Source organism: Leptospira fletcheri (assembly GCF_004769195.1).
GTDB classification, from domain to species: Bacteria; Spirochaetota; Leptospiria; order Leptospirales; family Leptospiraceae; genus Leptospira_B; species Leptospira_B fletcheri.
Genome location: NZ_RQET01000007.1, coordinates 117413 through 144125 on the forward strand (window position 1 = coordinate 117413; position 26713 = coordinate 144125).

At 47.2% G+C, this 26713-nt stretch carries 23 protein-coding genes; 17 read left to right on the plus strand and 6 right to left on the minus strand.

What is annotated here, in order from left to right; translation table 11 throughout:
- Nucleotide 1: 1 nt before the first annotated feature.
- Nucleotides 2-475 (minus strand): putative lipoprotein, encoded by a 474-nt coding sequence (locus EHO60_RS10440; RefSeq protein WP_135768138.1) that lies wholly within the window; start codon nt 473-475, stop codon nt 2-4.
- Between the two features lie 93 nt (nt 476-568).
- Entirely contained in the window at nt 569-2503 is a 1935-nt protein-coding gene (locus EHO60_RS10445; RefSeq protein WP_135768139.1) for a glycoside hydrolase family 36 protein, read from the minus strand.
- Nucleotides 2504-2687: 184 nt separating this feature from the next.
- On the opposite strand from EHO60_RS10445, the gene EHO60_RS10450 reads away from it, so the two are divergent.
- The 8 genes from EHO60_RS10450 (at nt 2688) to greA (ending at nt 12130) form a co-directional block, all read left to right on the plus strand.
- A complete protein-coding gene (locus EHO60_RS10450; RefSeq protein WP_135768140.1) occupies nt 2688-3326 on the plus strand; it encodes a ribonuclease D in 639 nt (212 codons plus the stop codon).
- On the plus strand, nt 3323-4687 hold the full coding sequence (radA, locus tag EHO60_RS10455; protein WP_135768141.1) for a DNA repair protein RadA: 1365 nt from the start codon (nt 3323-3325) through the stop codon (nt 4685-4687). Before EHO60_RS10450 ends, radA begins: the two co-directional genes overlap by 4 nt.
- Nucleotides 4684-5769, plus strand: a complete 1086-nt coding sequence (locus EHO60_RS10460) for an LIC10775 family protein (protein WP_246028257.1) — start codon at nt 4684-4686, stop codon at nt 5767-5769. Before radA ends, EHO60_RS10460 begins: the two co-directional genes overlap by 4 nt.
- Before the next feature lie 40 nt (nt 5770-5809).
- Nucleotides 5810-6622 (plus strand): hypothetical protein, encoded by an 813-nt coding sequence (locus EHO60_RS10465; protein WP_210409354.1) that lies wholly within the window; start codon nt 5810-5812, stop codon nt 6620-6622.
- A 313-nt stretch (nt 6623-6935) separates the two neighbouring features.
- Nucleotides 6936-7175 carry a DNA-binding protein gene (locus tag EHO60_RS10470; RefSeq protein ID WP_135768142.1) on the plus strand — a complete coding sequence of 80 codons (240 nt, stop codon included), beginning with the start codon at nt 6936-6938 and terminating at the stop codon, nt 7173-7175.
- A gap of 35 nt (nt 7176-7210) precedes the next feature.
- Nucleotides 7211-7930: a flagellar filament outer layer protein FlaA2 gene (gene flaA2 / locus EHO60_RS10475; protein ID WP_135768143.1), complete on the plus strand. Its 720-nt coding sequence runs from the start codon at nt 7211-7213 to the stop codon at nt 7928-7930.
- A gap of 21 nt (nt 7931-7951) precedes the next feature.
- Nucleotides 7952-8902 (plus strand): flagellar filament outer layer protein FlaA1, encoded by a 951-nt coding sequence (flaA1, locus tag EHO60_RS10480; RefSeq protein ID WP_135768144.1) that lies wholly within the window; start codon nt 7952-7954, stop codon nt 8900-8902.
- 447 nt (nt 8903-9349) lie between these two features.
- Entirely contained in the window at nt 9350-12130 is a 2781-nt protein-coding gene (gene greA, locus EHO60_RS10485) for a transcription elongation factor GreA (RefSeq protein ID WP_135768145.1), read from the plus strand.
- 185 nt (nt 12131-12315) lie between these two features.
- Here the strand turns inward: greA and EHO60_RS10490 are convergent, their stop codons facing one another.
- The 3 genes from EHO60_RS10490 to EHO60_RS10500 form a co-directional block, all read right to left on the minus strand.
- Nucleotides 12316-12609 (minus strand): helix-turn-helix transcriptional regulator, encoded by a 294-nt coding sequence (locus EHO60_RS10490; RefSeq protein WP_135768213.1) that lies wholly within the window; start codon nt 12607-12609, stop codon nt 12316-12318.
- Nucleotides 12596-12988: a type II toxin-antitoxin system RelE/ParE family toxin gene (locus EHO60_RS10495; protein ID WP_135768146.1), complete on the minus strand. Its 393-nt coding sequence runs from the start codon at nt 12986-12988 to the stop codon at nt 12596-12598. The genes EHO60_RS10490 and EHO60_RS10495 overlap by 14 nt, the downstream gene beginning before the upstream one ends.
- A gap of 98 nt (nt 12989-13086) precedes the next feature.
- Entirely contained in the window at nt 13087-14892 is a 1806-nt protein-coding gene (locus tag EHO60_RS10500; protein WP_246028258.1) for a M23 family metallopeptidase, read from the minus strand.
- Between the two features lie 91 nt (nt 14893-14983).
- Here EHO60_RS10500 and lptE point away from each other — a divergent pair, with 91 nt between their 5' ends.
- The 9 genes from lptE to EHO60_RS10545 all read left to right on the plus strand — a co-directional run bounded on the left by lptE (nt 14984) and on the right by EHO60_RS10545 (nt 25946).
- The gene (lptE, locus tag EHO60_RS10505; RefSeq protein ID WP_135768147.1) at nt 14984-15538 is read left to right on the plus strand and encodes an LPS assembly lipoprotein LptE; all 555 of its coding nucleotides are present in this window, start codon (nt 14984-14986) and stop codon (nt 15536-15538) included.
- Between the two features lie 482 nt (nt 15539-16020).
- Nucleotides 16021-16509, plus strand: a complete 489-nt coding sequence (locus tag EHO60_RS10510; protein ID WP_135768148.1) for a Fur family transcriptional regulator — start codon at nt 16021-16023, stop codon at nt 16507-16509.
- Nucleotides 16506-17630: a tRNA guanosine(34) transglycosylase Tgt gene (gene tgt, locus EHO60_RS10515; protein WP_135768149.1), complete on the plus strand. Its 1125-nt coding sequence runs from the start codon at nt 16506-16508 to the stop codon at nt 17628-17630. The genes EHO60_RS10510 and tgt overlap by 4 nt, the downstream gene beginning before the upstream one ends.
- Nucleotides 17631-17699: 69 nt before the next feature.
- Complete coding sequence (locus EHO60_RS10520) at nt 17700-18035, plus strand: STAS domain-containing protein (RefSeq protein ID WP_135647720.1); 336 nt, start codon at nt 17700-17702, stop codon at nt 18033-18035.
- A 48-nt stretch (nt 18036-18083) separates the two neighbouring features.
- Nucleotides 18084-19889, plus strand: coding sequence for a lipoprotein LipL71 (locus EHO60_RS10525; protein ID WP_135768150.1), 1806 nt, complete (start codon nt 18084-18086; stop codon nt 19887-19889).
- A gap of 152 nt (nt 19890-20041) precedes the next feature.
- Nucleotides 20042-20932: a carboxylating nicotinate-nucleotide diphosphorylase gene (gene nadC / locus EHO60_RS10530; protein ID WP_135768151.1), complete on the plus strand. Its 891-nt coding sequence runs from the start codon at nt 20042-20044 to the stop codon at nt 20930-20932.
- Nucleotides 20920-22944, plus strand: coding sequence for a RelA/SpoT family protein (locus tag EHO60_RS10535; RefSeq protein ID WP_135768152.1), 2025 nt, complete (start codon nt 20920-20922; stop codon nt 22942-22944). The genes nadC and EHO60_RS10535 overlap by 13 nt, the downstream gene beginning before the upstream one ends.
- A 122-nt stretch (nt 22945-23066) precedes the next feature.
- The gene (locus EHO60_RS10540) at nt 23067-24875 is read left to right on the plus strand and encodes an extracellular solute-binding protein (protein ID WP_246028267.1); all 1809 of its coding nucleotides are present in this window, start codon (nt 23067-23069) and stop codon (nt 24873-24875) included.
- 3 nt (nt 24876-24878) lie between these two features.
- Complete coding sequence (locus tag EHO60_RS10545; RefSeq protein WP_135768154.1) at nt 24879-25946, plus strand: hypothetical protein; 1068 nt, start codon at nt 24879-24881, stop codon at nt 25944-25946.
- Nucleotides 25947-25996: 50 nt separating this feature from the next.
- Here EHO60_RS10545 and EHO60_RS10550 read toward each other — a convergent pair whose 3' ends face one another.
- A complete protein-coding gene (locus EHO60_RS10550) occupies nt 25997-26650 on the minus strand; it encodes a TetR/AcrR family transcriptional regulator (protein WP_246028259.1) in 654 nt (217 codons plus the stop codon).
- Nucleotides 26651-26713 lie beyond the last annotated feature (63 nt).

The following is a 26713-nucleotide window of genomic DNA, read 5'->3' on the forward strand; positions in this document are numbered from 1 at the left end:
CTTAGATGGAGGCGTATCCTTTGCGTAAAGCGTTTGCAACTTTCGGACGGGTCAGAGCAAATTCATCCGCAAAAATGTTGAATCTACCGGTATCTACACCCGCTTTTCTCATTCCTTTACCGATGGAGACATACGTATCCTCAAGGGATTTCCAATTGTTGACTCCGTTTTTTCGCGCGATGGAAGCCAGATCCGATTCGAACTCTTCGGAAACCAAGCCTCTGTTCAGATGGATGGCGGTGAGAGTTTCCACATCCTTGCGGTACGATTTTCTTTCGTCCTTATCGCTGGAGGAAGAGGAGAAAATCGAGGCCGAGATGGATACGACGGACTTGGATAAGCTTTGGACGGAGTCCGAGGATTTAGATACGGACTGGGATACGGAAGCGATAAAATCCAGTATGAAGCAATTTTGAAGCGCAAAAAGTGTGAAGACGACCGCTAGGATCCCTACGCTCTTTCTCAATGAATTCATTCGTTAATACCTCAATTATTTCCTTCGAACGAAAAATCCGAAAAAGGACGTTCCGATTCGCAGGGCCAATTCTGTTTTTTTTTCAATCGATCGTCAACTGAGTTTTCCGGAGGATAGAACTACGGACTCCCACGGTTCCAGTCTGATCCTAAGGGATTTCCTTTTCGGGTCGATTTCGATATTCTCCACAAGTTGGCCCGACCAATAATCGATCCTGTAATTTTTCTCCCAGGGGAAACTCAAATCCAATCGGATTTCCTTCGAAGTTTCGCTAGGATTCCAAACTCCGAGAAAACCTGCGGGATTGTACATCGCCGCCGGAAAGAATTCGGAACCGATGCCGATGGGAATCGGAGTCTTATTTCTACATTTAGATTGCAGGAAGAGAGTTTTTTTCAACAGATCTTCCCGTTCGGGGGAAAGCAGCGCGAGCTCATCCGAGACGAAAAGCATTCCTCCCGACAACCCCATGACGCTTGCCATGATTCTGGTTTGGGCAGGGGTCATCTTGTTCTTTTTATCTCTGACAAGAAGGCAGTCCGGATCGTTCAGCCAGAAGTTCCTGTGCATCGATGCCCTCGTAATATCGTTTATCAATGCGCGTTCTGTGCAGAGCGCGTTTCTATCCCTTGCGAAGATTCGCTTCTTTTCCCGAAACCAAAACGGCGCTACGTCGCAGGAGATCCGCATTGCATCGAATAGGCCGATCGAAGGAAGCATCGGAGCTCCGCAGCCGAGCAGAAAAGTCTCCTTTCCTGCGACTTTCCGAATCAATTGTATCGCTTTGATATAGCGCGTATGAGGAGAATCGTTTCTATCGTAAGTCCAGCCCGGGAGCAGCGCGGAATACAAAAAGTCCAACTTCAGGTATTCGAAACCGTATTCTTTCACCATTGTCCGGATCACATGGGCCAGAAACTCCTTGGAGGCCGGATGGGAAACGTCGAGCGTGTAGGTGGAATCGAATCCCCAAAGAGGATTCCAGAGAGCAGGGACCGGGTTTCCTTCCCTATCCTTCAATACGGCTTCCGGGTATTTTTGAAAGAATTTGGATCGTTTCCGGACCAAAAAAGGTGCCAACCAGATTCCGGGGACGAATTTTTGGGAACGGATCGCGTCCGCCATAAGTTTCATGCCGCCCGGAAAACGGTCGTTCGTTTCCAGCCAATCTCCGATCTCGGACTGATAGCCGTCGTCTATCTGAAAGACTTTCAATCCAAGATTTCTGGTCCTAAGTTCTTTCAGATTTCTTAATATTATTTTTTCGGAAATCTTAGTGTAGTAATGATACCAGGAACACCATCCCGTAGGAGCCGGAGTTTGGGGAAGTTTCACTTTGAACGCTCTCCCTAATTCCGCGAAGTAGTTCTTTAGGAATAAGGATTCGTCCCCTTTGAACCTGGAGATACGGATCGGAGTCAAGTGGAGTTTGTTCGTTTTAAAATCCTCGAATCTATGGATATCGTAAACGACGCTGACTTCCGTACTAGACGAATCCTTTCCGGCGGATTCTCGAGCGACTTCGGAGGAACGGACCCTGAATTTAACCCCTTCTTCTCCCTTTCCGATCGCTCCCGCGAAATAATTCTGCTCTTTTGCGGAGGAGGGAAATAAAAGAACGAACATTTCGGATGTCCAATCCCCCTTTTTTCCGGAATGGGGAGTGTACACGTTCTCCTGAGAATACTGCAGGAAGGAGAGTTTGGGAGATTCGTCGATATCCTGCCAATCCTGGCTGGCGGAAAGGCTCCAAGATTGGTACCCGTGACGGAAAAAACGCCCCTGAGAAATTCCGTGCTTGGGCAATTCCAACTCCAAGGTCAGGATTTCCAGACCGGCTTGGGGACGTTTGCCCGAGACCCATTCCAATTCGGGAAAAAGCGTGGTTCTCCCACCGGATCTCACGGACTTCAGAGTCAATCGATAGTTCCCGCAATCGCTGAGAGTTGTTTCTTTGGAATCTTCGGAAAATCGGAATCTTGAAATGGAATGTTTTTCGTAGATTCTCGTGCGTATATAAGCGTTCATTTCCGTCTCTCCATCCTTTTTTTTGTCCGATGGCAATGTTAGCGTTTCCCCGTTCCGCTCCTGGGCCCGCGAAAAATGGCCTCGGGGCGGAAACAAAGACGATAGTTTCCAAAAGTGGGAGGCGGAAAAGGAAAAAAAAGGAAGTTTACTGGCTTTGGGCGGGACGGAGCGGTACCTTGGTTTTATGGCATTGAATCGTCCCTCATTAAAACCGGATCTATTTCCGGGTGATCTTTCCGAAGAAAGACTGAACGAATATCTTACCGATGACCGTCTTGCGGTCGATTGCGAAATGATGGGATTGAATCCTCGTAGGGATCGGCTTTGCGTGGTTCAAATCTGCGATTCCAGAAATAGAGTCAGCCTTGTACAGATTCTTCCGGAGCAAACGGAGGCTCCGCGGCTGAAACGTTTATTCGAAAAATCGGATATTATTAAGGTTTTTCATTTTGCACGGATGGATACCCTATTTTTGCGTTACCGCCTCGGAATAGAGACGAAAGGGATCTTCTGTACCAAGATCGCTTCGAAACTCGCAAGAACGTACACGGATCGACACGGACTCAAAGACATTATCCGGGAATTTTTCGACGAAGTGTTGGATAAAAAGAACCAATCCTCCGACTGGGGAGCAAAAATCCTCTCCAAAGATCAGATCGATTACGCTTCCGGAGACGTGATTTTTTTGATCGCTTTGGAGCAGAAATTGACGGGAATTCTGTTACGGGAAGGTAGATTCGAACTTGCCCAAGAATGTTTCCGATGCTTGCCCGTCTTCAATCAGTTGGATTGGTTGGAAATGGAAAATTTATTCGAACATTGAAGAAGAAATCGGGCAAAGTCTTTCTCTGTCAGGCTTGCGGACAGGAATTTTCCCGCTGGGCCGGAAAATGCGATTCCTGCGGTAAGTGGAATACCATCCAGGAGGAGTCGACGGGGGATCGTTTTACTTCCTCCTCTCTCCGAAAAAACGCCAGTTACAAACAACCGATTCCGGTGGATTCCGTTCCGGAAGAGGATACGGAGAGAATCGAGAGCGGACTCTCCGAACTGGATTTGGTGTTAGGCGGAGGTTTTGTTCCCGGAAGTCTGATTTTGATCGGAGGGGAACCAGGGGTAGGAAAATCCACTTTGGTTCTTGAAATCAGCAGACGCTTGATTTCCCGGGGGAAAAAGCTGCTTTATATTTCCGGAGAAGAATCGGCCTCTCAAGTAGGATTGCGAGCGGCCCGTATGGAAGTACTTTCTCCGAATCTGCTGCTTTCTTCCGAAACATACGTGGAAAACGCTGGCGCAATGATCGAGGATCTGGAGCCAGACCTGGTTTTCGTGGATTCCATACAAACGATGACTCGGGAAGCGTTGCCGAACCAGGCCGGAACAGTCACTCAGCTCCGCGAATGCACTCAGCATTTATTGGAAACGGCTAAACGAACCGGAATTCCGATCCTCATGACGGGCCATATCACTAAGGACGGAGCGATTGCGGGGCCGAAAATCCTGGAGCACTTAGTGGATACCGTGCTTTATTTCGAAGGCGACAGACTGAATTATTTTCGTTTATTGCGAGCGGTTAAAAATCGCTTTGGCGCGGTCGGAGATCTGGCGGTTTTCGAAATGCACGGAAAAGGATTGAGAGAAGTAAAGGATAGACACCGAGTCTTTATCAGTTCCCTTACGGAAGGAAAGAGCGGTTCCGTGATCAGCGCAGTCCTGGAAGGAAGTCGCTCCCTCAGCGTGGAGGTGCAGGCTCTGGTCAGTCGAACGAATTATGCTCAAGCTAGACGCATGGCGGAAGGACCGGACACTAGAAGACTCATCCTTCTCGCCGCAGTAATCGAAAAATACCTGGGCCACAAACTCTCCGAAAGCGATATTTTCGGAAATTTGGCCGGGGGATTGCAGGTCGATGAACCCGCTTTGGACTTGGCGATCTGCGCCTCGATTCTTTCCAGCTACACGGATCGTCCGATAAAAGGACGGATCGCAGTCTTGGGCGAAGTGGGACTTTCGGGAGAGGTCCGATCCGTCGGACAGATCTCCCTTCGTTTAAAGGAATTGAAGGGGATCGGAATGGAAAAGGTTTATCTACCTTCGGGAAATCTTTCCGAGACGGAACCGATCCAAGGTTTGGAATTGGTCGGGATCCAATCCCTTTCGGAATTAGAAGGATTATTCCGGTGAATTCCCATCCGGCAAGAGCGGTCATGCTCCTTTGGCTGCTCTTCGCTTTCGCGATTTCTAATATCGCTGCCCAGGAAGCGGAAAAAGAAATCGACCCGTTGTTGAGGCAGCCTTGGTTTAGCGATCAGGAAAAAAAAGAAGAACTTCTTCACAATCGCCTGCAAAGCGCTTTCCGAACCAGCGCGCATTTTGTCTGGAAAACCGATTCTCGGGGTCGGAATTATCGTTTTTACAAGGACGGGAGAGCGGAATTCGTACTGGATCGGGACTTTCACGAAGTCTTTCCGAAAACGGAAGAGTTAGACGTTCATTATAGTGAGGCGACAGCGCTCGAAAAGCACGGGAACCCTTCCGCTGCAATTCGCTTATTAAAAGGAATGTCCGTCTGCTATCTTTTGCGATACGGAAAAATGACTACGGAAGGGAGCCGGAAAACTTCCAAACTTCTTAGCGCCTACATGGACCGGTATTCCCATAAGGAAAAGGAGATTTCCAGATTGACGGATCCGTTCGGTTGCATTCACGGCGGGGTGTTGCGCGTGCGGAGCACGGATTTCGCGTTTTCCTTGGATTTGGATCCGGATCTAAAATATCTTTTTCCCGACGAAGATCGGAATTTTTCGGGAGAGGATTCGGATCTGGTCTGGCAAGTGCATCGATTTTATCGAAATCTTCCGACGGAAAATCTCCCGGAAAATTGGGAGAGAGAATATCGGAAAAACCGAGAAGGCCTTCTTTTTTTTCGACCGGATAGAATCCTTTTCTCGATCGGAACGACTCTGCACTATCATCCGCTCGCATTCGATGCAAAAAATTATTACCTAGTGTGGGACGCTCTTCGCGGAATCAATTCCCGAACCATGCAGGAATGGGAATACAGACGTAAAAAGGAAGGAGAAGTCTATAGAACCACTTTGACCGTGACGACTCCCGATGGGAGAAAGATTCCGACCGTACTCCTGGAAAGGTTCTATCTTAGGGGAAGAAGGGGAATTCTCTTTTGCTTGTCATTTCCGGAGCGTTATGAAGCCGAAGCGAGAAAAATCTGGGATGGATTTTCCGACACTGTTGTCGTAGAATGATCGGAATTCCGCGCAGTCGGGCCCCAGGAAGTGATTTCGGATGATCTTTGCGCTCGTAAAAACTTGGGACAAAAGCCGGGGACCTAAGCCGGAGCCCCCCTGGCGCCTCCTCGGTCTGGGACTTCTGTTTGTAAACGGAATGGCGGCCTTTTTTTTACCCGTAGGCATTTTCAGCGATTTCTCTTCCACGGTCGCACTTTTAGTTTTCCTTTTTCTTCCGTTTTTCTTTTTGGCGCTGAAGCTGACGAAAATCTACGGAAACGCGGTTTTCTTTGCCTTATTTTTAGGATTCTTGGCGGGACCCATCTCGGCTTTGTATTTAAGCCATGCTTTCGGTTATTTTCTAGGATTGCATTTCGGAGGAGTACGGGAACCGGGATCTTTGGCGGAGTTTCCCGGCGTTCGGATTTTTAGGATCGCGGATGCTCGCTTTCTCTACAAATACCAAGCGAAAAAAACCTCACTGATCCGACCTAAGGCGCCGGGTTCCATTTTAAAACCTTTGAATTTTCATGTTGTTCCCTGGGTTTCTTCCAGTTGGAAGGAGGGAGACCCGATAGAAGTCTGGGCAGCCTGTCCGAATTTGGCGGAACAAGTTTGCGATTGGGAAATCCAAAATACGGGAGTAGGGGAGTCCCTTTCCCGTTCCTCTCTGTATCCTTATTATCTGGAAGCCGTAGAGGAGGCCGGCCGCCTGCACGGCCTAAAAATTTCTCCCAAGCCGAAAATCCTCATCCCTCTTTCCGATCCGGAGGCAGCATTGGTTCGAACCGGAATTTACGGGATGTCCGTACTGGTCGTTTTGAATTATCTCTGGGTGGTGGGCGTGGTGGTATGGAGGAGGAGGTGTTAGGTCCCCACCCTTCCTGGGCGGGGGCCGGTGCGGTGGTACCCCTGCGACAGTTATCAGAATTCTACGGTTTCTACAAGAACGTTTTTAGAGAATTGTTGTAGGAGGTCCTGCAAAGAATTTGCATCTAAAAAGGAGTTTCGAAACGGGCTTTTTGCGATAGAGAATCGGCTCATGGACCCTCGATCCTGTGATTATGTATCCTTTCTCGTTTCTGCGGATTTTTTAAAGAAAGGGCTAAAAAACTTTTTAGTTGGCTAATTTTGGAACTTCGACTACCGATATTTATTCACAGAGACGGGAGGAGAATCGGATTTTGGACTCGGAAATCCTGACCGAAAAAGTCGCCACGCAGAGTAAAAAATTTCTCGTGGACTTGAAGCGGAATGAAAACGGATACTACCTGAAAGTTTCCGAGTGGTCCAATAGTAAAAAATCCTCTATATTTATTCCGGCCGAAGGAGTCGGTCGAATGATAGAAGTACTTCGAAAGTTCCAAACTCTCATCGAGGAAGGATCCGTCGAGGAAATGGATTTTCCGTCGTCTCGGAATTAGTTAGGATTGCACTAAATCGTTTAGGAGAATTTCTCATGGGGAAAAAGACGTACCTTCTCGCCACAGTTCTCTTTTTCTTGGCCCTGACCGGAACTTCCGGACAGCAGACCGGGGGAAACCAGAACCAAGGCCAAAACCAACAGGCGGGAGCTCCGGATCCCCTCGAGAAGATCATACTCGAGAACTTCGAGGAAGCGGAAGACTGGAGAGCTAAAGCCACGACTCCGCTGGGAGAGACCAAGACCTTGAAAATGGTCCAACGCGGATTGATCCGTGACGTATTCGACGAGAATACGGTACCGGACAATGGCGGGGAACAGATCGATAAAAATCATATCCTCGGAATCAAGACGTATTTTAACGATCGCGGTTTTGATCGGGTCGAAGTGTTTCCTCCACACGAATATGTGATCAAAGGAAAGGCCCGTCAGGTCTCTATTTGGAGTCTCGGGAGAAAGTTCCGACACACGCTTTTCGTGAAACTCCGGGACTATAAGGGCAAAACCCATAATATTCGTCTGGGCCGGTTGGATTACTTCGGCTGGAGAAAACTCACCGCAACGGTTCCGGGTTTCGTCCCCCAAAGCACCCGCTTTGCACTTTTGGATAAGAATCTTCGCTTTGTATCCTTGTTTGTTACCAGCGACATCCATGAAGTAGGCGGTTCTTTTTACTTTTACGTTGATGATTTGGAAGTTCGTGCCGATAAATCTGATACGAAGTATCCCGGTTCCGAGATCAAAGACAACTGGTAATCTTCCCGTAGGAATTTACTCATGAGAAATTTCAGCAAAACTTTCAAAGCGACTGCTACGATCACTTTCGCAGCTTGCACGGTCCTTCTCTTGGGTACCGTTAGCGCCCAGTTCATCAAGAAAAAGAAGGGCGGAATCGAAACCCCGACCGGTATGGATGTGAGCAGCATGGAGTTGCGCTCCATCACCGTCGAATCTTGGGATAATCCTGCAAACGGAGTCCCGTACGGCTGGGAAGTCACTACGGACAAGGATACTCAGGTCCCCCAAGGACAGGCAGCCCAGTACCAACCGACGGCTTCTAACGCTCAGGCGCTCCGGGAAGTGAAACTTCTCCCGGGAAAACCCGGCGATATCAAAAACGTGGATGCGACCACCTCCAAGGTTTTGGGTGTGAAATTTGCGTTCACTTATCCGGGAGACAATAGCGTAACCATTCGTCCTCCAAAAACTCCGGAATACGAAGTGATACGTAAGATGGCATACCTGGATGCGAACAACAAACGCAAGGAATTCAAAATCTACGGAGTGGAATTCCCCGGGGTGGCTAAGGCCGTTTCGATCTGGGTTTGCGGTCGCGGAAACGAGTATGATTTAGAGGGCTGGTTAGAGGATTGGAAAGGAGATTCCCATATCCTCCAATTCGGATCTCTGGACTTTATCGGATGGAGACCCTTGACTTTCGAAATTCCTCCGTACGTTCCTCAGGACGTAAATTCTTATCCGCAAGTCAAAACTCTGGTATTCAAACAGTTCAAGATCCGTTCCCGTCCTGATACCAGCGGAGAAACCGTATATCTGTTCTTCGACGAGTTGCGAGTTCTGTCCGACGTGTTCGAAGTCCATTTCGACGGAGCTTCCATCGATTTCGACGGGGACGACTGCCGTTCGAAACGCAAGCTGGATAAAATGTTGAAGGTAAAAGCCGAGAAAGAATGCGAAGGCGGAACTGCTCAAAACAATAAGCAGTAAAATTTCCTTCAGACCTTTCCCGGATCAGTCCGGAAAAATAGCGGCGCGGATTCTTCTTCGGAAGGTCCGCGTTTTTATTTTCCCGGATGATTTTCGCAGGAAACTCCTGTAAAATGGATAAAAAAAGCTTGAGCTATTTCGGCACTTATGGTAATCGAATCTCCGAAACAGAGTGCCGCCACCATCCCCCGCCTAAAAAGGGTGGGAACCGACTCGAGGTTCTAACCTTCTCGGAGGTGAATTGATGGAAAAAGAACGGCTGAAACCCTAAATTGAAAACTTGGAGAAATTCCAAGTTCGGCTTTGCCTACTCCCACCTTTTGCCGAGGAAATTCTAGTTTACGGATAATCGTTCTCCGTTATAATTGATTTAAAAGGGCCGAAACATCAAAAAAACAGGCCTATCCATACTATTTTCGAGCCGACTCCATCGGCGGAGTAAATCCTATGTCTAACGAAACTGCGACAACCGCGGAAACAAAGCCTGCCAACGATTTGGACAAGCTAACCTCGCTCTTTAACGAGGAGATTTACGTTCGGTCGGATGCCAATTCTATTCCGGCGTCCAAATTTAAAATCTATGACGACCTAATTGAATCTTTTACCTCCGCCGGTTTGACGGATTCCGCCAAAGTGAAGCTCGAAGAGCATCTTACGGAGCATCCGGAAAGCATTTCCGCCAGATATTTGTTGGGGATCTTGGGACTCCAAAAAGGAAGCATCGATGCGGCGTCTTATTTTAAGAGCCTTCTCGACGCCTTCAAGCAGTCGGGAAAGTGGACAATCATCGAGCATATTACCGATAATATCTTAAAATACGGCGAAGATCGCTACGCACTCCGTTTCAAAGCGGAAGCACTGGAAAAACTCAAAAAAAACAAAGAGCTGAAGCCTGTTCTCGAAAAGCTCGCCAAGCAAGACCGGAAAAACCCGGAAATCGCGAAGAAATACGCCCTTGCAATCCTGGATGAAAACCGAGAAAGAGCGGTTGCATATCTAAAACAAGCCATCGAAACTTTCGCCAAAACCAAGGATTACGAACAATTCGAGGAAATCTGGCCGATTTTCGTTTCGAATAGCTACGATGACATCCAGTTCGTCGAAAAAATCGAAAGAATTCTACTCGGACACCGCGAAAAGACCCGTCTCGCAGGTTACCTTTATCCTCTAGTGGAGCCTCATAAGGCGGTCGAGGATTGGGATCGAGTGATCTATCTTCTGAAAAAGATCCTGGATCATGAACCTATTTCCAACAAGGCGCGTAACGAATTGATCCGCGTTTATAAATTGAAATACGCGAATCATAGCCTTTTGGAAGATTTTCTTAAAATGTCCGAACTGGGCAATAACCGCAAACCGGTGAAAATCTGTATTTCGAATTTCGAAAGAAACATCGTTTTCGACACGGACAACTACGTTCTTCATAGAAATTGGGGAGTCGGAAAAATCGTTTCCATTTCCCCGAACGGAGATTCCATTTTCGTAGACTTTAAGGATAAGAAGAATCACAAACTTTCGATCCAGATGGCGATCACAAGCCTCAAGCCCTTGAAAGGGGATCATATCTGGGTCAAGTTTTATGAAAACAAAGAATCCGTTACCGATCTTTTCGAAAAGGACATTCCAGGGTTCTTTAAGGAATTATTAACTTCTTTTGAAGGCCACATGTTGGTCGCCGAAATCAAAAACGAAGTCGCAGGAAAGTTCCTTCCCGCCACCGAATGGTCCAAATGGTGGAATAAGGCCAAGAATATCATCAAGAAAGAACCGAAGCTCGGATTCAATCCCAAGAAAAAAGACGAGCTATGGTATCGGGAAAAGCCGATCACTTTTGCGGAAGAGCTGACCGAAAAATTCAGCGCGACTGCGGATCTTTCCAAAAAGCTGGACATCGCGATAGAAGCGCTTCGCAACAAAGAAGAAGCGGAAGGCGCGATCGATACGTTTGCCCATCATTATTTCGAGGAAGAGGAAGCGCACGAACCGTTCCGTAGAATCGTGGCGTATCTTTACTTGGAGGAAGTCGCCGCTACCATGGAAAGCGAAGATGGAACTCCTTACGACTTCCAACGACGCCAGAAAGAGGAGGACGTTGCCCAACTGACCAAAACTCAGGGAAGGGACGAACTCCTGGATATTTCCGCTAGAATCACGAACCTAGATATCAAAAAATCCTTCGTGGATCTGGTCAAAAAATTCCACAAAGACTGGGTCAACGTATTGGTCGGTCTTTTGTTTGAAGTGCCGGTCAAAAACAATAAATACGTGGTGTCGGTACTTGAAAACGATCAAAAACACGCAGAACTGAATCTTTTCATCGAGACAGCCGCGAACCGAGCAAAAGAGAATCCGGAAGTTTTCCTATGGGTCGCGAAATCCATCCTTTGGCATACTTGGGAAGAGGATTGGATGAACGTTTCCCGTCAGGATCTGATCTTACGGGTTCTTCGTCTCTTGAAGCCTCTGAATAAAATCGAGGAAAAGGGAACCAAGCTCAAGAATACCTGTCACGAAATTCTCTTCGGCAACGATGCGGCAATCATTACGGAGGCCATCCAAAACGGGGACTCGGAATACATCCGTAAGGTATACGCTCTCTACCGTGAAGTTCCGTACATAGAAGAGACGGAAAAGGATAAGCTACTAAGTTTGATCCAATCTCTGAAGCCCGATTTGATTTGGGAAGAAGAGGAAGAAGAGGACGAGGAAGACGACGTCCTAGCAAGGATTCCGGAGAATGCGGTTCTCGTAACTCGCTGGGCATTGAACCAGAAAAAGGCCGACTTCGAACACCTGGTCAACGTGGAAATGTTGGAAAACTCTCGCGATATCGGAGAGGCTCAGGAAAGAGGGGACTTGCGGGAAAACGCGGAATACAAGGCGGCTATGGAACGTCAGGTTCAATTGCAGGCTCAGATCAAGAAGCTGGAATCGGAGCTGAAAACCGCAGTCGTTCTGGATCTGTCCAACGTAAAGACCGATCGGATCAACATAGGCACCACCGTAAAACTGAAGAACGAATCCAGCGGCGAAAACCAGACCTATTCGATATTAGGAGCCTGGGATGCGGATACGGAAAAGAATATCATTTCCTACCAATCTCCTTTGGCCAAATCCTTGTTGGGAAAACGCATCGGGGATACGGCGGCTTTGAATCTGGGTGGAGCCGAGACCAAATTCAAGGTCTTGGATATCAGCCGCTTTTCTCTCCAAAGCCAGGAAAGCTGATCTTCCGGAGAAATTTTGATGAAAAAAAGGGGACCTCCAAGGTCCCCTTTTTTGTTTTCTTTCCTATCGATCGGAAAGGCGAATCCAGTCCGTAAACCAACCGGAATCGTTGCCGGCGCGATTCGGCGAGCTACGAAGATGCGTTCCCTTCTTTCTGATCTTACATCCTTTAAAATCAGAAAGTTTCATTTATACTGAGGCTTTCGTTTTTTAACTGTATTTAAAGATAAATCTAAATCCAAGGCATGGCAAACTTTAAGAAAAGTACTTACATTTGTGTTCGTCCCTGTTTCCAATCTGCTTACTTGCTGTTGAGTTACGTGTGCTCGTTTTGCAAGGTCTGCTTGGCTTAGACCTTTCTTACTTCGATACTCTTGAATTTTTAAAGCCAATTCTAACAACTGCTTCTCTTGATCAAATACTTCTAAAAATTTTGGATTCGATAATTTATTCGCCAAATGTGACTTAAAACTCTTCATCATCTAATTTCCTTTTTAATTTCTCTTCCGTAAAACGTTTCAGAAAATCTTCTCTATATTTCCGCGCTTTTTTGATCTCACTTACGGGAACTTTTTGGATGTTCTTTATAAATGCATGCGTAATTATTATATAATTTTTAAAAGTAAAGAAGTATAGAAACCTAGATTGATCTCCTGACAGCTTGATTCTGAGTTCATGAATACCGTCTGTCAAAAAATCAGCGTATGGTCTCGGTAAATTTGGACCTTGTACTTCCAATAAATTGATCAAAGCCATTATTTTGGCTTGGTTATTGAGTGATCGATCTTCAATAAATTCAAGAGTTGGACAATTGCCTTTTTCATCTTCATAATATACGACAGTCCATTTCTGGCTCACAAGTCATCTTACGCCATATATGATGTATTTTCAATCTCAAAATTCTTTGGTAAAGGCATTTGATAGATTGAGTAAAAAGAGCGCTTGAAAATGCCCTTTTATCGATCGGAAAGGCGAATCCAGTCCGTGAACCAACCGGAATCGTTGCCGGCGCGATCTTTGATTCTCATTTGTAAGAGGGTTCTTTTTTTCCAAGAAAACAAGGATTTGGGAATTCGTAGTACCAGCATTTTGCGGTCTCCGTCGAATTCGCTCGGATACGGTTCTCCTTCCAAAAGGATTTCGGCTCCTCCCGCATAACCGGAGCCTACGTCGCTTAAAACGTAGAGCCTTTCCTCCCATTCTTCCTCCGAGGCTTCTGGGACTCTTCTATGACGGGAGATCAGATAAGGATGAGTGATGGTAGGCTTTGCATTGTCTTCCAATACGGCTAAGATTCCCAGCTTGGAAAGATACGCGAGTCCGCCCGTTTGCTTCAGGCCGGACCATCTCTTTGTACCGGGATCGTACAGGTAGATCCCGTCTTTTTTTCCCAATTTCAGCCCTTGCCAATTCAGTTCCGCTTCCCCTACCCAGGATAGGTCGGAGGACTCCAGTTCGTAGGCCTGGCTTTTTAAAACGAGTCCTTCAGGCAGAGGGGCGATCTCCGAAAGATTCGATACTTTTTGAAACGTGAGTTGTCCCGCACCGTACGTGGTTTTAGCAGGAGTCTTGATTCTTAAGATTCCGTCTTTGGACGTAAAATCCGTCTTTTTTTGCTGGGTTTCTTTCCGTTTTGCGCTCGCTAGGACGTAGATCGGGATCCTGATTTTGGATTCGTTGCCTGCATGGTCGGACGCAGAGACTAGAATGTCCAAGGAAGTTCCGGCCGGGTACGAGGACAAGTCCGCGCTAGGTCCGTGAGAAGGGAATAAATTGTAAACGTAGACCGCCGGATTCAGAGAGGAACGATTCGAATCGAAGATATCTTGGTGGTTTCTGGCTTCTTCATAGCTCATTCCTCTGAAAGATCTTTCATACATGGTTGTCTGGCCCGAGTACACTCCTACAAAGAATAAGTTATTTTTATTCCGGGACGTCATGAGGTCGTAAGCTCCCAACCGAAAGCGAACGGCACCGCTTAGAGATAGCCTCGTATCGGAAGGCAATTCGAAGAGTCCTTCCTCCTTTTTTTGCAGAGGGAATCGGAGCCGGGTTCCGTCGTCCGAGTCCACGTATAGGAATAGAAGTTCGGGAGGTTTTCTGTCTTTTCCTCGAAGAGGAAGATACGGGAGAGGATTTAAGGTTCCGCCGGGCAAGTGCAATTCGAAATGCAAATGACTGACTCCGGTACCGGATTCCCCCAAGCGAGCTACGGAATCACCTTGCTTCGCATAATAACTCGGTTGAGAGAATTTGATTTGGAATTCTCCGCCGCTTAAAAGAGAAAGTGCTTCCCGCAAAAGCTCCAAATCCTTTCGAATTCCATTGAAATCCAAGAGGTGCGCTAATTTCGCTTTCAGAGGAGAAGAGGAGGATTTCAACACAAGATTCACTCCGTATCCTTTGGCGGATTGAGCGATGGATTCCACATATCCGGAAAACGGAGCCTTGGCATACAATCCGTTCGTATGGAACGTTTTAAAATCGCAACCCATGTGCAGATGGTGGATCCGATACTCCGCATAAGAACCCGAGATCGGTGTTTCCAGTTCCATGGGGAAACTTAAATTTCCTAGGTCGGCCAATACGTCCGGGGACAGTTGCTTCCAGATGGGAAGTACATTCCCGTTCGGAGTCCCGAGACGGTTTTTTGTAGGAAGGTTCTGTCCGAAGGAGGCGTCCGGGAAAAACCAACAGACGACCAAACAGAGGGCGAAGGCTTTGCGGAAGCTTGTCGGTTTGGCGCGAAATCCTTTCTTCATTTGCGAATTCTTAGTTTCTCTCCTTCGAAATGTAAAGCAGGAATCCGGGAATCTTCTTGCCCTAGAAGAGGACGGAATCAGCCTGAAAGATATGCGTTTTCTTATTTTTACTTTGCTGCTCGGATTTTTTTTATCGGGCTGCTCTGTCTTTCATCGAGAGCCGGGGAACCCTCCGAAAATAGATGGAATTCCTATTCCGGATTCGCAACGCACCGTTTATGTGCAGAATTTTAGAAACAATTCCTACGGAATCGCTTTGCAAACCCAGCTCACGGATCTAGTGAAGCAGGAGATCAACAACCGGGGGAGATTTATCCAAACTCGGGACAAATCGCAGGCAGCATATAGAATCTATGGAGAAATTTCCCACTACCAACAAGTGGGGGTGCTCCTGGACCAAGGCGGTCAGTTGCTCAGCAAAGAGATGCTCATTATTTGCAAAGTAGAATTGCAAAAGGCAGGAGGGGAAAGGATCCGTCTGGAGAGGGATGAAATTCCTGCGAGGGTGATTTACTCCGACCAAGTCGGATACCTGGAGACGGAAACGCAGGCGCAGTCGAGGGCGCTTCGGATTCTTTCCATTCGGATTTCCGAAGAGTTAGAGAGAGCTTGGTATTATTCGATTTCGGGGAAGATCGATGATTGATATGTGGTCCCCGCCCTCCCTGGGTGGGGGCCGGAGTGGTGGTACCCCGGAGGCCGCTTTGGGACAGATATCAGAATTTTCTTGTTTCTACAAGAATGTTTTTTTAGCGAATTCTCTGTAGGAGTTCCTACAGGATCCAGTTTCTAAAAGAGGATGCGCGGAAGGCATTTTTGTGATGGAGGGACTGGCAGCAATTTGTCCGCGAGCCCACCACCTCACCTCCACCAAGGCCGGGTTCACCCAAATCTTATTTCGTCTTGCCGAAACTGCATTCCATCGAAATTGACTCTCATCAATTCCTTCCTCCAAAAGAGGCGCTGCATCGGAAGGATCTCTTCCCTGCACTTAACAAAGCTCAACGTATCTGGTATCTAAAATGCTTGCCGGATATTCCATGTCTGTTTTAATACGGAAAGACCGGAAGTGACTCGCATTTTCGAACCCAGCTTAAAGAACCTTTGATCGATACGATCCATTAAGAGATGAATAAGGATAAGGAAGCCGAAATTCTAAAAACCGTGGATGAATCCGTCCGCATGGAGATCAAAACTTTCTCGGATTATCTCCAAAAGAAAGGATTGAAAATAACGAACCAGCGTATGCTTGTCGCGGAACGTATTTTTTCCTTACACAATCACTTCACTGCGGAAAGTCTTTTAGAAGAATTTAAAGATCAAAGGGATAAAATCTCCAAGGCCACGATCTATCGGATCCTTTCGATTATGGTGGAAGCCAAACTCCTACAGGAACACAATTTCGGTCAGGACTATAAGTATTACGAGCATATTATCGGCCATAGTCATCATGATCACATCATCTGCGTCGATTGCGGAAGGATCGTGGAATTCATGGATGAAAGAATCGAACAATTGCAGGAACAAGCCGCGGCGGCAAACGGTTTTAAAATCACCGGGCATAGCCTAAATATCTACGGAAATTGCCTGGATCCGAATTGTCCTCGGAGAAAATGATTTTTCGGGAAAAGACCCGAGACCCTCACTCCCAAGCCAGAACCGGAACCCTGATCCTAAACGGGATGGAAATCGAAACTCCGGTTTTCATGCCTGTAGGAACAAGGGGTGCAGTGAAATCTCTGGATTCCGGAGATATCGACGAACTCGGTTTCGACCTCATTCTGGGAAATACCTACCATCTCTACCTTCGCCCCGGAACGGAAGTTCTAGAACGTTTCGGAGGATTGAAAAATTTTATCTCGTACAATAGGGCATTGCTTACCGACAGCGGCGGATTTCAGGTTTTCAGTCTAAATTCCCTTTTCAAATTCGAAAAAGACGGAGTGCAATTTCGTTCCCACATAGACGGGAGTCCCCATACGTTTACTCCGGAAAAGGTCATCGATATCCAGCGGGTCATAGGCTCGGATATCATGATGGTGCTGGATGATTGTCCTCCCGGAGACGCGAGTCCGATTCGAATCCGGGAATCATTGGAACGGACCCACCGCTGGGCGGAAATGGCCGTAAATCATTGGCAAAAGCGTACAAACGGACAGCATTTGTTCGGAATCGTACAGGGCGGGACGAATTTGGATCTGAGATTGGAAAGTTTAGGGGTCCTGAACTCGCTTCCTTTTTCTGGAATCGCGATCGGCGGACTTTCTGTAGGTGAGCCGAGGCCCGATTTTATCCGGACTCTCGAAGGAATTTCCCGTTTTACGGATCGAAATCGACCTCTTTATCTCATGGGTGTGGGTACGGTTCCGGATATTTTGGAAGGTGTACGGAACGGCGTGGATATGTTCGATTGCGTTCTGCCTACTCGGAACGCGAGAAACGGCCAGGTCTTCACTTCGAAGGGAAAAATCAATTTACGAAACGAAAAGTGGAAGTTTTCGGATGAACCTTTGGATCTTGAGTGTAAATGTAAAGTCTGCAAACGATACAGCATCGGCTACTTGAGGCACCTCCATCATGTGAAAGAGCTGACCGCCTTTTCGCTTAGCACGTTTCATAATCTAAGTTTTATGAAAAAATTCATGTTCGAGCTGAGAAGCTCGATCCAAGTCGGGAAATTCGACGAGTTTTTCTCTAAATGGAAAATTTTGTATGAAAGACCGGAAATTTCTCGTTGACTATATAGAGTTTGGCCCCCCTATAGTAGGTTGGTTCAAAAAGAGACAATAAGGAGTTGCTGATTTTTTATGGAAATCACCAGAAGGGAAAGCGGTAACATCGTAATTCTGGACATCAACGGCGAAATCGATCTATACAATGCCCCCGAAATCAAGGATGTGATCGCTAAGCTCATTGAGGAGCAGAAATATTACACGATCATCAACTTGGAAAAAGTCTCCTATATCGACTCCTCCGGAATTGGTGCTTTGATTTCTAGCCTCTCAAACCTCAAGAAATATCAGGGCGGACTTAAGATCATCAACGTTGCGGGATCCGTTCGTAAGGTTTTCGAACTTACGAAATTGACATCCTTCTTCGAGATTTTCGATAACGAAGCCGACGCTGTCAGCGCTTTTAAATAAGCCCTTAGATAGATAAAAACCGAATTCTTCCTGGCTGGTGCAAAATACATGAAATTCTTTCGAGTTCGATCTTTTCGATTCCTGATCCCGCTTGGGATTCTAGGTTTTTTAGTCGCCTGCGGCTCCGAGCTTCCGGTGCGAGAACTTGCGGAAGCAAAGTCTGCGATTACGAAGGCGAGAGAGGCGGGTGCTGAAAAATATGCTTCCGGCGAATACGAAGAAGCGAAAAAAAGTCTCTTTGCTGCGCATGAAAAAGCTTCTAACGAAGATTTAGGAGAAACCAAGAAAAGCGCAGTGTATGCCAGAGCGAAGGCATTAGATGCGCAGGAAAAATCCTTTCCTTCCTTGACTGAAGAATCCAAAAAACAGGCTTCTTCCGCAATCGAAGAGGCGGATGAAGCTTTTGCTTCCCAGTTGGCAAGCGAGCCTTACAATAATGCGATCGAACTCAGGAAAGAGGGCGATAGTCTGAGAGACAATGCGGATCGTGCTCTCGAATCTTATCCTAAAGAATCCGGGGATGATACAAAGCTCAAGACGAGATTGGCCGCTTTCGAACAATTCGAACAGAGCAACAAGAAGTATCTAGATTCCAAAAAATCCGCTCAGGATGCGAAGTCATTAGCGCTTTCCCAAAAGCAGCAACTGATCGATTCGCTTTCCGATATCGAAAAAAATCTGAACGAAGCGGATCGTTATGCAGGTGGCCAGGACCCAGAGGTCGGGCAGACAAGAGATCGTCTCAATGCTGCGAAATCGAAAATCGATGAAGGCAAGATCAAAGAAGGATACGCCGACGTCGAAGAGCTTCGTAAAAAATCCAATGAACTCGTAGCAAAAAACATCCAATCCTATGCTTCCAAGAAAAAAGAAGAAGCGAAGGAAAGTATCGCGAAAGCGAAGGATAAACTTGCCGGAATCGACCAGTCGAAAGTAAGTTCCAGCAAGGATATCCAGACTTCCTACCAAAGAGCGGATGAAAATTTAAAAGCAGCGGATGAGTCTTTCGCCGCCGCAGAAGAATTCTATACTTCCGAAAAATATGAGGATTCCATCAGCCGTTCCGAGGAAGCGATCCGTCTTTCCCGAATCGTGGTGGACCAATCCGATGATATCGCAGAGAGGATTCGTTCCGGAGCGGCTGTTGCTGGTAGGACAGGATCTGCCGACGGAGAAACTTCACCCGAAGGAACGGCTGGCAAAACGGATAAAACCAGAACGAAGTCCGGCGACAAGACCACGACTTCTTCCTCTTCGGGATCTTCCGGTTCAGGCGAACTTCCGGAAGGTTGGAAAAAATATGTCGTACGAAAAAGAGTACCGGCAGATTGTCTTTGGAGAATTTCCTCCTACAAACAACATTACGGAACGGGCCGTCTCTGGAAAAGAATCTACGACGCCAACCGTGGCAAAATCAAAAATCCGAGCTTGATTTATCCCAAACAAGTTCTTTTGATCCCGCCGAAAAAAGGATCTACGAAATTCGATCCGAAAAAGGTGAAAAAGAAACCTACCGGCAGTGAAGAAGTAGAAGCTGATACCGGCGATAAGAAGAAAAAAGAAGAAGAGCCTGCTCATACGGATGAGCCACAACAGCAGTCGAATCCACCGGAAGAGCACACTGCTCCGCAACAACAGACTGCACCGGAAGAACAGCACCAGCAACAGCCTTCTACCGAAGGCCAACAGGCGCCGGCTCCCCAACAGGAAGAACATGCGCAACCTTCTCCTCAGCACGAAGAAGGACAGCAAGCGCCTGCTCCTTCCGAAGAATCGGAAACGGAACCGACGGGAGAAGGAGAGCATACGACTCAACCTCCCGCTTCCGGGGAAGAGTCTAAACAAGGTAAATAGTCTTAGGTTTTAGCAAACTCCTATTTCGATTCCTATCAATGGAATAGCCCGAACCGGTTTGGATCGGGCTTTTCTTTTTAGAGAAGACAAAACCAGGAATTCCGCTTGATTCGATCCGAAGAGGAGTCAGACTTTTTAGCAATGGTGTCACTGTGAAGAGGGCTTACACAACGCCTGTTTCTCAGCTTCTTACCGAGGATTATTATCCTTTGGCTAAAATGGCCTGGGAAGAGGATTGTCCCGAAGAAGATATCACTTCGGTTTCTCTTTTTCCCCCCGATAAAAAAACCGTCGCTTATCTGAATGCCCGAGAAGAAGGGATTCTATGCGGAAGCGGAGTCTTGGAAGTCCTTCGTTCCTTATCGCAAGAGGATCTTAGCTCCAAATTTTTTTTCCAAGATGGGGAACGATTTAAAGCCGGTGATACGATCGCCGAATTGCAAGGTAGTTTACTCGTCTTACTCAGAATCGAACGGATTCTTCTGAATTTTCTCCAATACCTTTCCGGGATCGCAACGGAGACGGCTAAGGTCGTGGACCGTTTCGGTAGCCGCGGTTTGATGATCTTGGACACGCGCAAAACGCTTCCCGGTTACAGAAAGCTAGCCAAATACGCGGTGTATTGCGGGGGCGGCTCCAATCACAGATTGAATTTGTCCGAAATGGCCATGATCAAGGACAACCACCTTGTACTGTTCGAGCACGCATCTATTCCGGTGAAAAAGATCAGAGAACGCTTTCCGGGACGGTTAGTGGAACTGGAAATAGATTCTCTAGACCAGTTGGATGACGCTTTAAAGGCGGACCCTGACGTTCTCCTGTTGGATAATTTCAATTTGGAAGATACGAAGAAGGCGATCGAAATCGCTCGAAGCGAAAAACCTCGAACACGTATCGAATGCTCGGGAAGAATTACTCCCGAAAAATTGGAGGCTTTGTCCGGATTTAACGGAGTAGGCGTTAGCATGGGTTATTTGACTCATACGACTCGCTTTCTGGATTTAGGTTTGGACATACGGACGGATCATTCATGGGATTTATAAAAGCTCCCGCTACCAAGGAAATGTTATTCGAAGCGGTCCGAGATCGCTTAGGTCCGGAAGCTCTCGAACAGGTGGAAAGAGCCTACAAAATTTCCGACGACGCGCACCAGGGGCAATTTCGTTTATCGGGTGAACCCTATGTCGTACACCCTTTGCAAGTGGGTTATATTCTCTTCGAATTGGGATTGGACGAGAAAGTGATTTCGGCAGGTCTCCTTCATGACGTGATCGAGGATACGGTTTATTCCCGCTCGGACATGGTCCGGGATTTCGGTACGGAGATCACCCAATTGGTGGAGGGTGTCACGAAGATATCCGAAATCAAAAGCCAGTCTAGAGAAACGGAAGCTGCGGAAAATATCAGGAAAATCATTATCGCCACCATCCAGGATATACGGGTCATATTGATCAAATTGGCGGATAAGACCCACAATATGAGGACTCTTTCCTTCCAGCCTCCCGAAAAGCAGAGAAGGATCGCCAATGAGACGTTGTCCTTATACGCCCCGATCGCAGGAAGATTAGGTATTTATAAAGTAAAATCGGAATTGGAGGATCTCGCCTTCCAAGTCATATATCCTGAAGAATACCAGGATATTAAAAAGAGAATCAACGTAAAGAAGTCGGAGCGGGAGGAATACATAGATAAACTCCAGCTCATTCTGAAACAACGATTGGCGGAGATCAGCATCGATGCTCAAGTAGAGGGTAGAGCGAAACATTTCTTTTCCATCTACAGGAAAATGAAGACTAAGGAGAAGACGTTCGACGAAATCTTCGATTTGCGCGCGATCCGTATCATTACCGACGAGATCAAGGATTGTTACGGGGTTTTAGGAATCGTCCATACTCTTTGGACTCCCGTTCCGGGTAGGTTTAAGGATTATATCGCCACACCCAAGACGAATATGTACCAATCCCTGCATACGACCGTTATCGGTCCGGATGGAAAACCCTTGGAAGTGCAGATTCGGACGACGGAGATGAATGCGATCGCGGAGTTCGGTATCGCGGCGCATTGGGTGTACAAGGAAGGAAAGGCACATGCGAACGAGCGTCACCTAACCGTAAAATGGTTGGAGGTTCTTCAATCGTGGCAGGACTCCGCCTTGGATCCGAAGGAATTTTTAGAGGAGCTGAAATACGATCTCCACGAAGACGAAGTATTCGTTTTTACCCCGAAAGGAGAAATCATTCAACTTCCGAAAGGCGCGACCGTATTGGATTTCGCTTTTCGGATTCACACGGACGTAGGCCTGCATTGCAAGGGGGCGAAAATCAACAGCAGGATGATTCCTTTGCGAACGGAGTTGAGGAGCGGGGATCAAGTCGAAGTCGTCGTGGACAAACGTTCCAAACCTTCTCCGATCTGGTTACGGATCGTGAGAACGACTTCCGCAAGGCAAAAGCTGAGAGCCTACTTCCGCAAGCTGAGGGAAGAAACCCGTAAAGATCTGGAACAGGGAGCGGAAAGCGCGGCGGAGCTTACGTTAAACGCGGAAGTCCTCGAGGAGTTAAAGCGTAAGCCTTCTCAAGATAAAAACCAAAAACAGGGCCAAGCCGTTCAGGGAAGGGTGCTCGTTGCCGGGCTCCGGGATATTCCCGTCAGGCTTTCCGGATGCTGTTCTCCCTTGCCCGGAGACCAGATCATAGGATTCGTCACACGCGGACGGGGAGTCTCCGTTCATAAGAAAAATTGTAATGTAGCGATGAAACAAAGAGAGGAAGAACAGCTTCGGATGATCTCCGTGGATTGGGATTACGGCCAAACCGAGCCCGTACCCGTTCGTGTGGAAGTCAAGGCCCGGGATCGTCAGGGAATTTATTTGGAAATGGTAAAAAGCATTTCCGGAACCCAGACGAATATTCTGGAAGCGGGAGCCTCCACCGTCCAAAAGGACACTCTTATGGCGAGATTTATGATCGAAGTCGAGCACTTGGATCAATTAAAGGAAATTCTCGGAAACCTGAAACGAATCCCCGACGTGGTATTTGCGCACAGGGTAAAATAGGTTTTCTAAGACCCGAAAAATCCCTCCAAAATTTCCGGATTGGGTTTGCCCGAAATGACCTTTTCGGAAATTCTTTTAGGACGAGGTGCACATTGAAACAGGAAAGGAAAGGCGGCAAAAAAATCCGGAATACGATCTTATTCTTGGCGGTCCTGGTTTGTATCGGTAGCCTTCTGGGCTGCGGGGAAAAAGAGGAATCCGACAACGGAACGGTAGTGAAGGACCAACCTTGGGAAGGTGCTCTCGGCTCCATTCCCGAGTCCCTGAGAACTCCGAATCCTATGGTTTCGTCTAACGCGAAGAAGGGCGGCACTTTGCGGATCTATAGCCACCAATTCCCGAAATCTCTCAATTATTATCTGGAACAGTTTTCCACCACTGCGGAAATTTTCCAGACCATGTACGAGCCCTTATTGGATTACCACCCGATCTCGTTGGAGCCGATTCCCCACTTGGCTAGTTCCTGGAAAATTTCTCCGGACAAGAAAAAGTTCACTTTCAAGATAGATAGAAACGCGAAATGGTCCGACGGGAAGCCGGTTACCGCAAAGGACGTGGTCTTTACCTACGACACCTTAATGAGCAAGGAAAATAACACCGCAGTTTTCAGGATCGGCCTCGCCCGTTTCGAGAAGCCGAAAGTGATCGGAGAATTCGAGGTCGAGTTCACTCAGAAGGAGATTCACTGGTCCAACTTCGAGACGGTCGCGCATTCCTTATTTATTCTTCCGGAGCACCATTTCCAGGGAAAAGACTTCAACAAGGAGAATTTCGAATTTCCCGTCGTTTCGGGGCCGTACGAACTTCTTTCCGCTAAGAAGGGAAGATACATTCGCCTGAAAAGACGAGGGGATTATTGGATGCGTGCTTATCCTTTTTATAAGGGCAGCGACAATTTCGACGTCTTGCTGTTCAAGGTATATACCGAGGAAGCCGTCGCTTTTCAAGCATTCAAAAAAGGGGATATAGATATTTATCCTGTATATAAGGCGTATACTTGGGTAAAAGAAGCCATAGGTGAAACCTTCGATAAGAATTATATAGTTAAGCAGAAGGTCTATAACGACAAGCCCATCGGTTTTCAAGGATGGGTATTTAATATGCGAAGACCTCCTTTCGACGATGTCAGAGTGCGTAAGGCGATAGCTCACCTCGTAGATCGCAAGCTCTTGGTCGAAAAACTCGCGTTCAACGAGTACGATCTTACCGATGCCTATTACACAGGAGTATGGCCTTCCAATACCTCTCCGAATCCTCCTATCGAATACGATCCGGCAAAAGCGCGCAAATTGTTATCCGACGCGGGCTGGAAACCCAATGCGAAGGGAATTTTGGAAAAGAACGGTAAGGAGTTCAAGTTTTCCATATTGGACCGAGACAAAGGAACCGAAAAATATTTCACGGTCTTTATCGAAAGGGCCAAGGAACTGGGCATACAAGCGGCGATCGATTTCACGGATCTTGCCGAATGGAGTTCCCGGATGGACAAATACGATTTCGATATGACTTGGGCGGCCTGGGGAGGCGGTCTGTTTCCGGATCCGGAACCGATGTGGTTCTCTGCTTATGCCGACGAGAACGGTCAAAATAATCTCGCGGGATTCAAAAGCCAGGAAGTGGATCAATTGATCCGAGAGCAAAAAACCGAGTTCGACGTCAAAAGACGCAGCGAGATTCTCAGAAAAATCGACAAGGCTCTGACCAAGGAGGTGCCGTACGTTCTCCTCTGGAATACCAAGTCGACACGATTGCTGTACTGGAACCGATTCGGTTCTCCGACAAATTCACTCGGAAAATACAGCGGGGAAAATGGAGCCAATCATTTGTGGTGGTTGGAGGAAAACAAGTTGGAACTTTTGACCGCGAGTAAGAAAACGAAAACCGCGCTTCCGGCTTATTCCCCTGTGCTGAAATATTCTCCGCTGAACTGAAACATGGCAAAGAAAGGAAGGTTCTCGGAATTCGGGGATGCGATTCGGAATTTTTGGAATTCCCCCGGAATCCCGAATTTCATAGAAATCCTGGAAAAGGGCCTTGATAAGGAACTTTTCTTTGATCCCGAAAAAGCAGGAGAGCGCATACCGCTCGAAGACCTTCCCGTAGATTTCCGGCTGAGACAGTCCGGTTTTTTGCGGAAGTTTTACGAGCGGGTTTTTCCGGTTTCCCATCTATTTCGCATAACGCATAGATACGAGAGGGAATTCCTGGACGGTTTCATGCCCTTGGCGGCGGAAAATTATATCGGTAGGGGTTCCTATAAATTCGTATACGCGCTTCCTTGGAACCAAGTCGTGAAAATAGGTAAATCCAAACTTCCTTCCGATCCGATCTTCGGTTCCTTGTACAAAGAAGTCCAAAAAAATCTGGGAAAATACCTGAAACCGGAGGAGATCCGACTGATGGAATTCCTACAGCAAGGAATCTGGAGGGAATCTCTTCGCGACGAGATCCGATTCAAATTCGCCCGTTTAGGATTGGAAAGGCTGCACTATTGGAAACTCAAAAGCCTGATTCCGGATCTCGTCCTGCCCACTCGTTTTTTTATGGGATTGCGCTTTCGAAAGAGCCCTTTCGGAATCCCGGTGATCACATTGACTCCTTGCGATAATCAGAATCTACTTCCGGGAAAACACCTGAAGGAGTTCATCCGCTTGAACGAAAAGATCCGGCAGAATCCCATCCAGGACGCCCTCTTTCCCAAGTGGAAACTGAACTTCGACACTCATCGTTTCGGCGTGGTCAGTAAGGCGAAGCTGAAAAAAATCGCTCTGGATTTTCATCGGGTCATAGAGGTTACCCGTCACCTCGCCAATGAGGAAAAGTTGATTTTCGATATCCATTCGGAGAATATCATCATCACGATTCCCGATTTCGAATTGAAGATCTTCGATTATCACGTTTTTGACGAACACCTGTACGAACCGAGTAAGGAAAATCCTTCTCCGGAGGTGGATCACATCAATCTGATCAAGGAGTTCGTTCGTTCTTTCGAATTAGGTTGATTCTATTCGGATTTTGGTTATCAAGGAAGAGAGTGCATTTTTTCCGAGAATCATTTTTTCTTTCGTCTGGATTTGGAAAGATCCGCCAAGGATTTTAATCTCAATCGAAGTATCTGGCGGCACTCTTCCAACACGGCTTTTCCTTGTTGCGAGTCCAATTCGTTCGCAAACCGAACCAGGGTTCCCATGGTATGGCAAGTATAGAGCGCGAAGGGCCGTAAATCATTTTCCTTCAATCCTGGAAGACAGCGCAGTCCCGTTTTTACGATGAGTTCCGCGTTTCGGTGCGTGTCCAAATTATCCTCGGTGATCAGTTCGGGAACTGCTCTTGCTCCCGCCCAAAGATTTGCCAGGGCCGGATCTTTTTGGAAAAACTCCGCAAATTGTATGAGCGCTTTTTCTCCTAGGGATTCGAATTCCTCCGCATTTCGAACGGATTCCAATAAGGTCTTTGTGCCTTCGTTGATCCGGTCGTAATATTCCCGCATGATGGCAAGTAGCAGAGAGTTTTTTCCGGGAAAATATTGGTATAAGGAGCCGATCTGTATACCGGCCGACTGGGCGATCTCTCTCATACTCACCGCGTCGATTCCCCGTTTCCCGATCAGATCCCTAGCAGTTTTCAGGATCATATCCACTCTTTCCCTACTTCTGGATTGTACCGGGGTGCGAGGCTCCTGTTTCATACAGAAGCACGGTATCATTTTATCCCCTTCCTAGACTACTTTTTTCTTCCATTGGAGTTTTTTGTTTGACTCTCATTTTTA

Bases quoted from the DNA above. Each gene is read 5' to 3' on its own strand.
- EHO60_RS10440 (WP_135768138.1), bottom strand. From the start codon at position 475: ATGAATTCATTGAGAAAGAGCGTAGGGATCCTAGCGGTCGTCTTCACA.
- EHO60_RS10445 (WP_135768139.1), bottom strand. From the start codon at position 2,503: ATGAACGCTTATATACGCACGAGAATCTACGAAAAACATTCCATTTCA.
- EHO60_RS10450 (WP_135768140.1), top strand. From the start codon at position 2,688: ATGGCATTGAATCGTCCCTCATTAAAACCGGATCTATTTCCGGGTGAT.
- EHO60_RS10465 (WP_210409354.1), top strand. From the start codon at position 5,810: ATGATCTTTGCGCTCGTAAAAACTTGGGACAAAAGCCGGGGACCTAAG.
- flaA2 (WP_135768143.1), top strand. From the start codon at position 7,211: ATGGGGAAAAAGACGTACCTTCTCGCCACAGTTCTCTTTTTCTTGGCC.
- flaA1 (WP_135768144.1), top strand. From the start codon at position 7,952: ATGAGAAATTTCAGCAAAACTTTCAAAGCGACTGCTACGATCACTTTC.
- greA (WP_135768145.1), top strand. From the start codon at position 9,350: ATGTCTAACGAAACTGCGACAACCGCGGAAACAAAGCCTGCCAACGAT.
- EHO60_RS10490 (WP_135768213.1), bottom strand. From the start codon at position 12,609: ATGAAGAGTTTTAAGTCACATTTGGCGAATAAATTATCGAATCCAAAA.
- EHO60_RS10500 (WP_246028258.1), bottom strand. From the start codon at position 14,892: ATGAAGAAAGGATTTCGCGCCAAACCGACAAGCTTCCGCAAAGCCTTC.
- lptE (WP_135768147.1), top strand. From the start codon at position 14,984: ATGCGTTTTCTTATTTTTACTTTGCTGCTCGGATTTTTTTTATCGGGC.
- EHO60_RS10510 (WP_135768148.1), top strand. From the start codon at position 16,021: ATGAATAAGGATAAGGAAGCCGAAATTCTAAAAACCGTGGATGAATCC.
- tgt (WP_135768149.1), top strand. From the start codon at position 16,506: ATGATTTTTCGGGAAAAGACCCGAGACCCTCACTCCCAAGCCAGAACC.
- EHO60_RS10520 (WP_135647720.1), top strand. From the start codon at position 17,700: ATGGAAATCACCAGAAGGGAAAGCGGTAACATCGTAATTCTGGACATC.
- EHO60_RS10525 (WP_135768150.1), top strand. From the start codon at position 18,084: ATGAAATTCTTTCGAGTTCGATCTTTTCGATTCCTGATCCCGCTTGGG.
- EHO60_RS10535 (WP_135768152.1), top strand. From the start codon at position 20,920: ATGGGATTTATAAAAGCTCCCGCTACCAAGGAAATGTTATTCGAAGCG.
- EHO60_RS10545 (WP_135768154.1), top strand. From the start codon at position 24,879: ATGGCAAAGAAAGGAAGGTTCTCGGAATTCGGGGATGCGATTCGGAAT.
- EHO60_RS10550 (WP_246028259.1), bottom strand. From the start codon at position 26,650: ATGATACCGTGCTTCTGTATGAAACAGGAGCCTCGCACCCCGGTACAA.